This window comes from Pseudomonas lactis, assembly GCF_001439845.1.
GTDB lineage: Bacteria > Pseudomonadota > Gammaproteobacteria > Pseudomonadales > Pseudomonadaceae > Aquipseudomonas > Aquipseudomonas lactis.
Genome location: NZ_JYLO01000012.1, coordinates 307,358 through 320,185, shown reverse-complemented (window position 1 = coordinate 320,185; position 12,828 = coordinate 307,358). Strand labels below are relative to the sequence as shown.

Here is a 12,828-nt window from a genome sequence, read left to right as displayed (position 1 = left end):
AGGCGCGCATTCTACAGCAGCCTCATTTGCTGTCAAGTGGTTATTTTCAGAAGTTTTCGAAGATTTCTTCAACAACTTCAACCACTTGCGCTTGCGATCTCTCGTAAGCGGGAGGCGAATTCTACAGCGTTACACGCTGCTGTCAACACCTCTTTTTCAACTTCCTTTTGGCTTCGATGAACTGAAGCAACTTGCTGTCGAGAACCGCGTAACTCATTGTTTACCAAGGAGTTTTCCGTTTCGACTGCGCCGGAAGTGGGGCGAATTATAGGCTTCCAGAATCTGCCGTCAAGGCTTAATTACGCTTTTGTTGCAGAAGGCGGTTTTTTAGCAATAAGGCGAGGGATTCGTCGCGTCACCGGCGGCACCCGCAGCAACAGAAGCAGCGCACCTATAGAAGCGTAGATAGCCCACTCCTTCAGATCCGCCCGCACTATCCATAACATGTGCAGCAAACCGAGCCCAAGAATCACATAGACCAGGCGATGCAGCTTCTTCCAGCGACTCCCCAACCGGCGCTGGCTGTAGCGGTTCGACGTGACGGCCAGCATCAGGAGAGCAACAAACCCCAGCGCACCCACAATGATGTAGGGCCGCTTGCTCAACTCTACGCCGAGCTGCGACCAATCCAGCCCCAGGACAAATACGCAATAGGCCGCCAGGTGCAGCACGACATAAGCAAAGCACCACAGCCCCAACTGTCGCCGCACCGCTATCCACCCCGCCCAACCGCTCAACTTCTGCAGCGGCGTCATGGCAAGTGTGATCAGCAACAGAATCAACGTTCCCAACCCCAAGCGATCGACGAGCACCTTGCCAGGGTCAGGCCCCAGCGCGGAACTCCACGCCTCATACAACCAGAGCAATGGCCACACTGCGGCGGCTACAAACACGCCGATGCGCCAGATGGGATAGCGCATCAGTAGTTCTTCCGCAGATCGAGGCCTGTATATAAAGAAGCGACCTCATCCGAATAGCCATTGAACATCTGCGTCTCGCGCACATTCGGACTAAACAGGCCGCTCGGCAGACGACGCTCACGCGCCTGGGTCCAACGTGGATGATCGACCGTAGGGTTCACATTCGCATAAAACCCATACTCATCAGCCGCAATACTCTGCCAGGTCGTTTTCGGCTGCTCACTGACCAGACTGATCCGCACGATGGACTTCACACTCTTGAAGCCATACTTCCACGGCACCACCAGGCGCAACGGCGCGCCGTTCTGGTTAGGCAACTCCCGCCCATACATACCCACAGCGAGGATCGCCAGCGGATTCATCGCCTCATCCAGGCGCAGCCCTTCTACATAAGGCCAGTCGATCAAGCCGAAACTTGAGCGTTGCCCAGGCATGCTCTTGGGATCCTGAAGGGTTTCAAAACGGATGTACTTGGCTTTGGAGGTTGGCTCGACCTGCTTGAGCAACGCAGAGATGGGAAAGCCTAACCACGGAATCACCATGGACCATGCCTCGACACAACGCAGGCGGTAGATGCGCTCTTCCAATTCATAGGGTTTCATGAAGTCCTCCAGGGCATAGCGCCCAGGTTTTGCGACTTCACCATCTATCACAACGCTCCAGGGCTGCGTCTTGAGCGAGCCGGCATTCGTGGCCGGGTCGCCCTTGCCTGTCCCGAACTCATAGAAGTTGTTGTAGTGGGTTGCGTCCTTGAACGGCGTGATGGCTTCATCTTTGACCGTCACCGCCTGCCATTTCGTACCCGGTAGTTTTTCCGTAAACCAGCTGGGCGCGCTGCCGGGCTCGACGTCAGCATACCGCGAGGCATCGCCCGCACTGGCCCAACGCGGCAAGCTGCTGGCAGCAATACCGGCAAGCGCACCGCCGAGCAGGCTGCGGCGAGAGAGGTAGAAAGATTCAGGCGTGACATCCGATTCGTGACAATCGGACGCTTTGGGTAATTTGATTAACATGGTAACTCCGCAGCGTTGGAGAACTGATGCACCAATAGACTGCGGAGTATGGGGGAAATTACATTAAGGCAATGTTTTGTCCCGACGCAGACGCAACAAGTACTGAATAGGGCCCGAAGCGGCGTAGGCCAGGAACGCCAGCAGCAGGATACGCGGTGGATCACTGAACACGACCGCGAACACCAGCACCACGACAAGGATGGCCACGAAAGGCACGCGCCCCTTGAGGTCGAACTCCTTGAAGCTGTTGTACTTGATATTGCTGACCATCAGCATGCCGGCCGCCGCCACCATCAGGGCAACCAGGAACGACATCTTCGACCCTTGAATCCCGTAGTCACTGAACGCCCAGACAATCCCCGCGACAACACCCGCCGCTGCCGGGCTGGCAAGGCCGATGAAGTAGCGTTTGTCGGCAGTCCCCACCTGGGTGTTGAAGCGCGCCAGGCGCAAAGCGGCGCCCGCGACATAGATGAAGGCAACCATCCAGCCGACCTTGCCCATGTCACCCAATGCCCAGGCAAACGCCAGCAACGCGGGGGCAACACCAAACGCAACCATGTCCGACAGCGAGTCGTACTCGGCGCCGAAGGCACTTTGGGTATTGGTCATACGCGCCACACGCCCGTCCAGGCCGTCGAGCACCATGGCCACGAAGATTGCGATCGCGGCAAAACCGAAGTATTTGCTGGCACTCGCCGCATCACCCGCCGCCAGCGCACTCTGGGCACTCATAGAGTTGATGATGGAGTAGAAGCCGGCAAACAGGTTCGCCGTGGTGAACAGGTTGGGCAGCAGATAGATGCCACGATGCCGGACCTTGCGGCCTTCGGCGTCATGCCCTTCTTCGACATGTTCATCGATCGGCAGCATGCTTTCGGCGTCGGAAGCCTGATGTGGCTCTTCGGGACGTTCGCTCATGGACTTTACCTTGCAACGGTGTGAAAAAAATTCGACAGATACTTGCAGCGACTGTTCGCCTGCAAACGATGCAGCTTTATACCAGAACCGGCCCTCCAAACGAAAAAACGCGGCCTAAGCCGCGTTTTCCCTTGATGCGTACGACTTAGTTCTTGGCTTTGTCGACGATCTTGTTGGCACCGATCCACGGCATCATGGAGCGCAGTTGCTCGCCGATGACTTCGATACCGTGAGCGGCGTTGTTACGACGCTTGGCGGTCATCGAAGGGTAGCCGGTAGCGCCTTCGCTGATGAACATTTTGGCGTATTCGCCGTCCTGAATACGTTTCAGGGCGTTGCGCATGGCCTGGCGAGACTCGGCGTTGATTACTTCAGGGCCAGTCACGTACTCGCCGTATTCGGCGTTGTTGGAGATCGAGTAGTTCATGTTGGCGATGCCGCCTTCGTACATGAGGTCAACGATCAGCTTCAGTTCGTGCAGGCATTCGAAGTAGGCCATTTCCGGCGCGTAGCCAGCTTCAACCAGGGTTTCGAAACCGGCTTTTACCAGCTCAACGGTACCACCGCACAGAACGGCTTGTTCGCCGAACAGGTCGGTTTCGGTCTCGTCCTTGAAAGTGGTTTCGATGATGCCGGTACGACCGCCACCCACGCCAGCAGCGTAAGACAGCGCAACGTTCTTGGCGTTGCCCGACGCATCCTGGTAGATCGCGATCAGGTCAGGGATACCGCCGCCTTTGACGAACTCGGAGCGCACGGTGTGGCCCGGTGCTTTCGGCGCGATCATGATCACGTCGAGGTCAGCGCGTGGCACAACCTGGTTGTAGTGAATCGCGAAGCCGTGGGAGAAGGCCAGGGTGGCGCCCTTCTTGATGTTCGGCTCGATTTCGTTCTTGTACAGCGAGGACTGGAACTCGTCCGGGGTCAGGATCATGACCAGGTCGGCAGCCGCAACAGCAGAAGCAACGTCAGTCACTTTCAGGCCATGAGCTTCAGCCTTGGCAACAGTGGCCGAGCCTTTACGCAGGCCAACAGTCACGTCAACGCCGGAATCTTTCAGGTTGCACGCTTGGGCGTGGCCCTGGGAACCGTAGCCGATGATGGCGACTTTCTTGCCCTGGATGATCGACAGGTCACAATCTTTATCGTAATAAACTTTCATGAGGTTCCTCTATATATCCAGGCCGTAAGGCCATTCGCTAATTGGGTTAGATGCTGAGTACTTTGTCGCCACGGGCAATCCCGGTGACACCACTGCGTACGGTTTCCAGAATCGAGGCCGTCCCGATCGACTGGATGAAGCTGTCCAGTTTGTCGCTGGTACCGGTCAGTTGAACGGTATAAACGCTGGCGCTCACATCGACGATCTGCCCGCGATAAATATCGGTAGTGCGTTTGATCTCGGCACGTTGGGCACCCGTGGCCTTGACCTTGACCAGCATCAGTTCGCGCTCGATGTGAGCGCTTTCCGACAAGTCGACCAGCTTGACCACTTCGATCAGCTTGTTGAGGTTCTTGGTGATCTGCTCGATCACCTCATCGTGACCCACGGTGGTCAACGTCAGGCGCGACAGGGTCGGGTCTTCGGTTGGGGCCACGGTCAGGCTTTCGATGTTGTAGTTGCGTTGCGAAAACAGGCCGACAACACGAGACAGAGCGCCGGGTTCGTTCTCCAGAAGCAGGGAGATAATATGCCGCATGATTAAGTACGCTCCGTCTTGTTCAGCCACATGTCGCGCATAGAGCCGTCTTTGATCTGCATCGGGTAGACGTGCTCGCTGGTATCCACCTGAATATCGATGAACACCAGGCGGTCCTTCATGGCGAACGCCTCTTCCATCTTCGGCTTCAGATCTTTCAAATCAGTGATGCGAATGCCGACGTGGCCATAGGCTTCAACCAACTTGATGAAATCCGGCAACGATTCCATGTAGGAATGGGAGTGACGGCTACCGTAGCTCATGTCCTGCCACTGACGAACCATGCCGAGCACGCCGTTGTTCAAGCAGACGATCTTCACGGGAAGACCGTATTGCAGGCACGTCGACAGTTCCTGGATGTTCATCTGGATGCTGCCTTCGCCGGTGACGCAGGCAACGTCGGCATCCGGGAAGCTCAGTTTCACCCCCATGGCCGCAGGGAAACCAAAGCCCATCGTGCCCAGGCCACCGGAGTTGATCCAGCGGTTAGGCTTGTCGAACTTGTAGTACTGCGCCGCGAACATCTGGTGCTGGCCCACGTCGGAGGTCACAAAGGCGTCGCCCTTGGTCACTTCGCACAGGGTTTCGATCACGGTTTGTGGCTTGATGATGCTGCCGTCGCCCTTGTCATAAGGGAACAGGCCGCGATCACCGCGCCATTCGTCAATCTGCTTCCACCAACTGGCAACGGATTCCTTGTTCGGCGTTTCGCCGATGTCCTTGAGTGCAGCGACCATTTCGGTCAATACGCTCTCTACAGGACCCACGATTGGCACATCGGCCTTGATGGTCTTGGAGATGGACGCCGGGTCGATGTCGATGTGGATGATCTTGGCATTCGGGCAGAATTTGCTCGCGCCGTTGATCACTCGGTCATCGAACCGCGCGCCCACGGCCAGGATCACATCGGCGTGGTGCATGGTGAGGTTGGCGGTGTAGCTGCCGTGCATGCCGAGCATGCCGACAAACTGACGGTCCGAACCCGGGAATGCGCCGAGGCCCATCAGGGTGTTGGTCACCGGCAGGTTGAGCAGCTTGGCCAGCTCGGTGAGTGGCGCGGAACCGCCGCCCAGAATCACGCCACCGCCGGAGTACAACACGGGGCGCTTGGCCGCCAGGAGCATTTCTGCCGCCTTGCGGATCTGCCCCGAGTGCCCACGGACGGCCGGACTGTAGGAACGCAGCTTGGCTTTCTTGGGAAAAACGTATTCGAATTTTTCGGCCGGGTTGGTCATGTCTTTCGGGATATCGACCACCACAGGGCCCGGGCGACCGGACTGTGCGAGGTAGAACGCCTTTTTCATGACTTCCGGGATTTCCGACGCGTGCTTGATCATGAAGCTGTGTTTCACGATCGGTCGGGAAATACCGATCATGTCGGTTTCCTGGAATGCATCGGTACCGACCATGGTGCTAGGCACCTGGCCAGAGATGATTACCATCGGAATGGAGTCCATATAGGCAGTCGCGATGCCGGTAATGGCATTGGTTGCGCCTGGGCCAGACGTTACCAGTACCACGCCGGCTTTACCGGTGGCACGGGCGTAACCGTCAGCCATATGGGTCGCGGCCTGTTCGTGGCGAACCAGGATGTGGGTAACAGCCGGTTCCTTGAACAGTGCGTCGTAGACATGCAGCAGAGCACCACCTGGGTACCCGTAGATATAGTCGACGCCTTCGTCACGCAAAAAGCGGACGAGCATCTCACCGCCAGATAAAAGCTCCACGTTGTTCACCTCTAAAACGCCAGAATACCGTCCGTTAAAAACCGACGGGTCTTAATAGGTTTACTTCTCAACAGAGCATGAGCGACGGTGGTCGCCGACTACGTCAGCACTGACTGAGCAAGTATTGGGATCGTCCCAAGTGTTGCGGGCTTTTCCCACCCAGCGCGAGGTAACGCGTTGCGGGTGTTACAGGTCGGCGCGGATGTGCGCCTCATGATCTGCTGAGCGGGCCTGCTTCTGGCAGTCCCGATACAGCGGACTTTGGATTCTTCTGTTTCACGCCCTTCAAGTCAAGCAATAATTGCGCTTTTTTCCAACTAAGCGCATCAGAACGTAGAAGAAAGGGCTTTGAGGAGGGATAAAACTCGCCTGAATGTCGTCAAGCGGTAGAAATGTGCGCAAGACTGCCGGAAAAACCGGCAGTCAGGCAATTAACGAGCGTCGACGATCAATTGATCGAACTTTTTCAGCGCGTTACGCAAGCCGAGGCTTTCCCGCGGTCGGTCGGCGTAGACCATCTCGGCCATTTCCAGGATCCCCGACGCATTCGGCAAGGGCAGGTCCTGCTCCAGGATCTGCTTCATACGTGCGAGGAAGATCCATTGCAGCCACTGGTGGAAGTCCAGGGTGTCGACGGAAAAGGGCTCGACACTGCTGAGGGCTTCAGCGCTAGGGGAGACTTCGTCCCACCAGCCCTGCACGCGCAGTTCGCGCTCGATCAGCAATAACTGCTCGGCAATCGCGGGGAAACGTGCATCCATCAGAGGCTGACCTTGGCTTTTTGCCGCGCCTGGGCTGCACCGGCGGCATCCCCTTGGGCGGCACGTGCATCACCGATCAAGGCCCACAGGCTGGCTTGCAGGTCTGGACGGCCATTGGCCAGGCTCAGGCCGCGACGAGCGAACTGCTCCGCCTGGGGCGCATCGCCCTGGGCCATGCGCACCTGGGCCAGGCGATAGAGCACTTGTGGCTCACGCGGCGCCACGCGCTGGGCACGTTCAAGGCTCGACGAGGCGCCATTCAAATCGCCACCGGCCTGCTGCTGCTGAGCGGTGGTGAGCAACGCCAGTACCGGGCCATCGAGCTGTTCGTCAGCCGACAACCCGCCCGCATTGGACGATGACGGAATACCGCTCGGCGTCGAAGGCATGTTGTAGGTGCCCTGGTTGACCGGCGCGGTTTGAATCGGCGTGGAGTTCACCGGCCCGGAAGTGCTCGGGCCTGGGGTCCATGGCTCGGCACTGATAGGCGCCGAGGTTGCAGCCCCACTGCCTGGCACCATCACCACGACGCCGGAATCCTGGGGAATTGCCTGGGTTGCAGCCTGGGCTGGCCGTTTGACAACGGTCTGACGGAAGCCGCCATTGGCCGAAATGCGGTCGTTATTGGAGACGGACGTGCTTGAGTCCACCACAGGGATAGAGCCGCGCTGCACGCTGGAGCAACCGCCGAGCAAAGCCAGAGCCGTAATTGCTGGAATCCACAACTTGTTCACTTGAAACCCTCTTTGCTTAATTCATCCAGCCCTTGACCCAATCCATCACCGATTCCGCGTCAGCAGGTGTACTGCCACTGCACGCGGCGCCGGGTGGTGGTTCGCTGCCGCGAATATACGGCATCTGCACCGCGCCCGGACAGTTGGCATCGGAGCCTTGGCCGGTGTGCGGATCAATCCAGGCCTGCACGATATTGTCCGGCTGCGGCATGTTGAGCGGCAACGGATCAGCCTTGCGCATGAAACTGGTCCATACCTGCAACGCGCCGGTCGCACCGGTGAACGGCGTCTTGCCGTTATCGTCGCGCCCCAGCCACACCACGGCCAGTACATCCTGGCCGAACCCTGCGAACCAGCTGTCGCGGGAGTCGTTACTGGTACCGGTCTTGCCCGCCAGGGTCAGGTTCGACGGCAGCACGCTGTAGACCGAACGCCCTGTACCCTCACGCATCACGCGCTGCATGGCGTTCTGGATCAGGTAAATGGAACCCGCGTCGAAGCGCTGCTGAATCTGGAACGGGTAGCGCTTGAGCGGTTCGCCATCGGCGGTCAGCACACTGCGGATACCGCGCATCGGTGTATTGAAACCACCGTTGGCGAGGGTCTGGTACATGGTGGTCACTTCCATCGGCGTCATGGCCGCAGCGCCCAAAAGCATGGATGGGAATGCAGGGAACTCACGCTCCACCCCCAGTCGCGCTATGGTTTTCAGGACATTTGGCACACCGACCTCAAGCCCCAGGCGCGAGGTCGAGATGTTGTAGGAATGCGCCAACCCTTGATACAGGAACACCGTGCCATGGGAGCGGCGGTCGAAGTTCTTGGGGGTCCACACCTGTCCATCCGCACCTTTGACCGACAGCGGGTCATCGGACAGCCAACTGGTCAGCGTGTACTTGCTGGGTTTTTCCAGTGCTGTGAGGTAGACCGCGGGCTTGACCAGCGAGCCAATCGGCCGCACGGCATCCAGTGCGCGGTTGAAACCGGCGAAACTGGCCTGCCGGCTGCCGATCATGGCCTGGACTTCGCCGGTTTCCGGGTTGGTCACGACCATGGCGGCTTCGACTTCATCCGAGCCTTTACGGCCGGTCAGGCGCTTGAAGGTGTCGTTGACCGACGCTTCGGCCTTCATCTGCAGGATGGGGTCGAAGCTGGTGAAGATCCGCAGGCCCTCTTCGGTCAAGTCTTCGTCGCGGTAGTCTTCGCGCAGTTGGCGCTTGACCAGGTCGATAAAGCCAGGGAATGAGCTATCCGCCAGCTTGCCGCGGGTGGTCACGCCCAGTGGCATTTTTTTCGCAGCGGCGACTTGTTCAGCGGTAGCGACACCCTGCTGCTCCAGCACATCGAGCACCAGGTTGCGACGTTCAAGCGCACGCTCCGGGTTGCGGCGCGGGTTGTAATAGGACGGCCCCTTCACCATCCCCACCAGCAACGCGACCTGATGCAACTTCAACTCGGACAACGGCTGCCCGAAGAAGAACTGGCTGGCCAGGCCGAAACCGTGCACGGCGCGCTGGCCATCCTGCCCGACGAATACCTCGTTGAGGTAGGCCTCGAGGATTTCCTGCTTGCTGTAATGCAGCTCCAGCAACATCGCCATCATGGCTTCGGTGAGTTTACGGGTGAGGCTGCGTTCGTTGGTCAGGTAGAAGTTCTTGACCAACTGTTGCGTCAACGTACTGCCGCCTTGGGTCATCTTGCCGCCGGAGGTGTTGACCCAGATAGCGCGGGCGATCGACTTCGGCGAGACACCCCAGTGGCTATAGAAATCGCGATCTTCGACAGCGACAAGGGTTTCCAGCAGGTACGGCGGCACCTGATCGAGCTTGATCAGGATGCGATCTTCAAGGTTTTTCGGGTAAATACCGCCGATCAGCAACGGTTCAAGACGCACTACTGGCAGCTTGGAGCCATTGAGCGACGACAGCTCTGCCACATAATCGCCAGAGAAACGCACGCGCACCGGCTGGGCTTTTTCCAGGCCTTCGTAGAACTGGAAGCCACGGGTGTTCAGGTCGACGGTGTTACCGCTGACCGCCGCAGCGCCTGGGCCATTGCTCACAGGTTCACGGCGGTAGCCCAGCGCGTCGAGCTCGGTGAGGAAATCTTCCTTGCTGAGCTTCTGGCCAGAGAACAGTTCCAGCGGGCGTGCATACACCTTGGCCGGAATCGTCCAGCGCTTGCCGGAGAATTTTTCCTGCACCACGGCATCGAGGTACACCGCAAGGCCGGCGACTGCCACAAGGCCCACCAGGCCAAGCTTGATCACCCAGCCCAGCCAAGGGCGCGGGCCGCGGGAAGGAGGTTTTTTACGGGAACGGGGAGATCGGGTTCGAGTCATGGCGGCGGATTATACGCACTTTATTGATGATCAACATGAGCCGGACAGCGGTTTGCACGACTGGCATCAGCAGCCATAATGCCCCCCATGATTTTCCCCAGACTTTGAAGGATCGCCCGTGAGCCAGACCCTGATCGCTGCCCTGCAAAACCCGGCCTTGTACCCTCATCCGGTTGACGCGTTTCAAGTCATCGAGACCCATATTTCCTGGGTGATACTGACGGGCCCCTATGCATATAAGCTGAAGAAACCGATGAACTTCGGCTTCCTGGACTTCACCAATCTGGACGACCGCGGGCATTTCTGCCGCGAGGAACTGCGCCTGAACCAACGCCTGACCGAAGATTTGTATCTTGAAGTGTTGCCGATTACCGGCACTGCCGAGGCGCCCCAACTGGGTGGAGACGGCCCGGCCATCGAATACGCGCTGAAAATGCGTCAGTTCCCGCAAAGCCAGATGCTCAGCACCCTGCAAGCCAACGGCGAACTGACCAGCGCGCACATCGATGAGATGGCCAAGCAGATTGCGCAGTTCCACCTCAGTGCCCCCAAAGTCCCGCAAGATCACCCGGCCGGCACGCCGGAGGAAGTGATGGCTCCGGTACGCCAGAACTTCGACCAGATCCGCCCATTCCTCAGCGACAAGGCCGACCTTACTCAGTTGGAGGCTCTGCAAGCCTGGGCTGAAAGCAGCTTCGAACGCCTCAAGCCTCTGCTTTCCCAGCGCAAGCTAGAGGGCTATACCCGTGAGTGCCACGGCGATATCCACCTGGGCAACGCCACCCTGATCGATGGCCGCGTGGTGATCTTCGACTGCATCGAGTTCAACGAGCCTTTCCGCTTTACCGACGTGTACGCCGACACCGCCTTTTTGGCCATGGATCTGGAAGATCGCGGCCTCAAATGCCTGGCACGGCGCTTTATCAGTCAGTACCTGGAACTGACCGGTGACTACCAGGGCCTGGAACTGCTGAACTTCTATAAAGCCTACCGTGCATTGGTGCGCGCCAAGGTTGCGCTATTTAGCATGCCGAGCGAAGCCAACCCGGTACAACGCGCTACCACCCTGCGCCAATACCGCAACTACGCCAACCTGGCGGAAAGCTACAGCACCATTCCCTCGCGCTTCCTGGCAATTACCCACGGTGTGTCAGCCGTGGGCAAGAGCCACGTGGCCATGCGCCTGGTCGAAGCCCTGGGCGCCATCCGCCTACGCTCGGATGTTGAGCGCAAGCGCCTGTTTGGCGAGCAGCAGGTAGAGAACACGCCACAGGCCGGCATCTACAATCAGGACGCCAGCGCTGCCACCTACGCACGCCTGAACGAGATTGCCGACACCGTGCTGCGCGCCGGTTACCCGGTGGTGCTGGATGCCACATTCCTGAAACGCGCACAGCGTGACGCCGCCGCTCAGGTTGCCGAAGCCACTGGGGCGCCGTTCCTGATCCTGGACTGCAACGCCCCGCAAGCCGTTATCACCAGTTGGCTGGCCCAACGCCAGGCGGATAAAAACGATCCGTCCGACGCCACACTGGCCGTTATCGAAGAACAACAAGCCAGTCGTGATCCGCTGACTGCCGAGGAGCTGCTGCTCAGCAAGCGTGTGGAGACCAATGAAAGCGGGACGCTCGACGCCTTGGTCGGGCATATCCGCCAGCGCCTGCCGGGCCTGTAAGGAATATTTCTTGGTCGCGTCGCCGTCTTCGGCGCGCGACCTTGCGATAGTGGCACTATACTGGCTCCATAACACCAGCCAGAGTCGCGATCATGAGTCAGCCCAAGCTTCTTGATACCCCGCTCTACGCCCTCCTGCATAAGGATGATATCCGCGGCTTCAACCAGGAGCGCCCTGAAATCGGCACCATCGACATGCGCGGTGGCGACTTTCGAGGGCTGGACCTGCGCGACCTGAACGCCACCGGTATTGACTTCACCGACGCCTATTTTCGCTCTGCCGACCTGCGGGGCCTAGACTTGCGTGGCTGTTCATTGGAAGGCGCCAGCCTGGCCCATGCACAGATTTCAGGTGCTTATTTCCCGCCCGAACTCACGGCAGACGAAATACTCATGTCGGTCAATTTCGGTACTCGCCTGCGCTACCGTACCAAGTAACCCCACACACTGAGTGACGGCCACATCCCCTGCCTGCCGGGCGCTTTGCGCCTATCTGCGAGCAAACGCAGTCGCGCCATTCTTATAAGCTTTTCAGCTCTTCCTGACCAAAGAACCACGCTTTTCCTACTGAGCGCTACACTCATTTTCAGGCTGCCTGGTCACGACACCCACCGCACCATTCAGCCAACGCAAGGAGGCTTGATGAACGATGAGCTGCAACACCTGAAAAACCTTGGCAAGACGTCAGCGCAGTGGCTGCATGCGGTGGGCATCCACAGCGCGTCCGACTTGCGTCGGCTGGGGGCGGTCGATGCCTACCGAGCCGTGCGCACGCGCGGGTTTCGAGCCTCGAAGGTTCTGCTGTATGCGATTGAAGGGGCATTGATGGATGTGCACTGGAACGACATACCCGCGGAGCGCAAGGAGGCCTTGAACCGTCAGCTGGAAGCGATTTCAGTGCATCAGAAGAACTAAAGCGGCACTCAAACCCAATGTTTACGGGCATTACAAACGAGCGTTTGAGAAAAACTGGATGAGGCAGAAAAACAAATGTTGACTCTCAAATGAGAATCGTTATGATTATCACAACTGGTCGC

At 58.5% G+C, this 12,828-nt stretch carries 13 protein-coding genes; 4 read left to right on the top strand and 9 right to left on the bottom strand.

The features are described from left to right. Nucleotides 1-271: hypothetical protein (locus TX24_RS32335; RefSeq protein ID WP_208604730.1), on the top strand; the 271-nt coding region annotated here is incomplete at its 5' end. A 28-nt stretch (nucleotides 272-299) separates the two neighbouring features. On the opposite strand, the gene msrQ is transcribed toward TX24_RS32335, so the two are convergent. The 9 genes from msrQ to mrcB all read right to left on the bottom strand — a co-directional run bounded on the left by msrQ (nucleotide 300) and on the right by mrcB (nucleotide 10,117). Then, nucleotides 300-920: a protein-methionine-sulfoxide reductase heme-binding subunit MsrQ gene (gene msrQ / locus TX24_RS22340; RefSeq protein WP_057711132.1), complete on the bottom strand. Its 621-nt coding sequence runs from the start codon at nucleotides 918-920 to the stop codon at nucleotides 300-302. Beyond that, the gene (msrP, locus tag TX24_RS22335) at nucleotides 920-1,933 is read right to left on the bottom strand and encodes a protein-methionine-sulfoxide reductase catalytic subunit MsrP (protein ID WP_044268541.1); all 1,014 of its coding nucleotides are present in this window, start codon (nucleotides 1,931-1,933) and stop codon (nucleotides 920-922) included. The genes msrQ and msrP overlap by 1 nt, the downstream gene beginning before the upstream one ends. A gap of 63 nt (nucleotides 1,934-1,996) precedes the next feature. After that, entirely contained in the window at nucleotides 1,997-2,854 is an 858-nt protein-coding gene (gene pssA / locus TX24_RS22330) for a CDP-diacylglycerol--serine O-phosphatidyltransferase (protein WP_003194131.1), read from the bottom strand. Nucleotides 2,855-2,999: 145 nt separating this feature from the next. Continuing rightward, nucleotides 3,000-4,016: a ketol-acid reductoisomerase gene (ilvC, locus tag TX24_RS22325; protein ID WP_003194132.1), complete on the bottom strand. Its 1,017-nt coding sequence runs from the start codon at nucleotides 4,014-4,016 to the stop codon at nucleotides 3,000-3,002. A gap of 46 nt (nucleotides 4,017-4,062) precedes the next feature. Further along, nucleotides 4,063-4,554, bottom strand: a complete 492-nt coding sequence (ilvN, locus tag TX24_RS22320) for an acetolactate synthase small subunit (protein ID WP_003176102.1) — start codon at nucleotides 4,552-4,554, stop codon at nucleotides 4,063-4,065. Between the two features lie 2 nt (nucleotides 4,555-4,556). Continuing rightward, nucleotides 4,557-6,281, bottom strand: a complete 1,725-nt coding sequence (locus TX24_RS22315) for an acetolactate synthase 3 large subunit (protein ID WP_014719928.1) — start codon at nucleotides 6,279-6,281, stop codon at nucleotides 4,557-4,559. Between the two features lie 431 nt (nucleotides 6,282-6,712). Beyond that, on the bottom strand, nucleotides 6,713-7,042 hold the full coding sequence (locus TX24_RS22310; RefSeq protein ID WP_014719929.1) for a YqcC family protein: 330 nt from the start codon (nucleotides 7,040-7,042) through the stop codon (nucleotides 6,713-6,715). Beyond that, nucleotides 7,042-7,776 carry a tetratricopeptide repeat protein gene (locus TX24_RS22305; protein ID WP_032902681.1) on the bottom strand — a complete coding sequence of 245 codons (735 nt, stop codon included), beginning with the start codon at nucleotides 7,774-7,776 and terminating at the stop codon, nucleotides 7,042-7,044. The genes TX24_RS22310 and TX24_RS22305 overlap by 1 nt, the downstream gene beginning before the upstream one ends. Before the next feature lie 16 nt (nucleotides 7,777-7,792). Next, entirely contained in the window at nucleotides 7,793-10,117 is a 2,325-nt protein-coding gene (mrcB, locus tag TX24_RS22300) for a penicillin-binding protein 1B (protein ID WP_003194136.1), read from the bottom strand. A gap of 118 nt (nucleotides 10,118-10,235) precedes the next feature. Between mrcB and TX24_RS22295 the strand changes: the two genes are divergently transcribed. The 3 genes from TX24_RS22295 to TX24_RS22285 all read left to right on the top strand — a co-directional run bounded on the left by TX24_RS22295 (nucleotide 10,236) and on the right by TX24_RS22285 (nucleotide 12,706). Then, entirely contained in the window at nucleotides 10,236-11,792 is a 1,557-nt protein-coding gene (locus TX24_RS22295; RefSeq protein ID WP_057711131.1) for a bifunctional aminoglycoside phosphotransferase/ATP-binding protein, read from the top strand. A 92-nt stretch (nucleotides 11,793-11,884) separates the two neighbouring features. Continuing rightward, the gene (locus TX24_RS22290) at nucleotides 11,885-12,229 is read left to right on the top strand and encodes a pentapeptide repeat-containing protein (RefSeq protein ID WP_044268549.1); all 345 of its coding nucleotides are present in this window, start codon (nucleotides 11,885-11,887) and stop codon (nucleotides 12,227-12,229) included. A gap of 204 nt (nucleotides 12,230-12,433) precedes the next feature. Next, nucleotides 12,434-12,706 carry a TfoX/Sxy family protein gene (locus tag TX24_RS22285; protein WP_044268551.1) on the top strand — a complete coding sequence of 91 codons (273 nt, stop codon included), beginning with the start codon at nucleotides 12,434-12,436 and terminating at the stop codon, nucleotides 12,704-12,706. Nucleotides 12,707-12,828 lie beyond the last annotated feature (122 nt).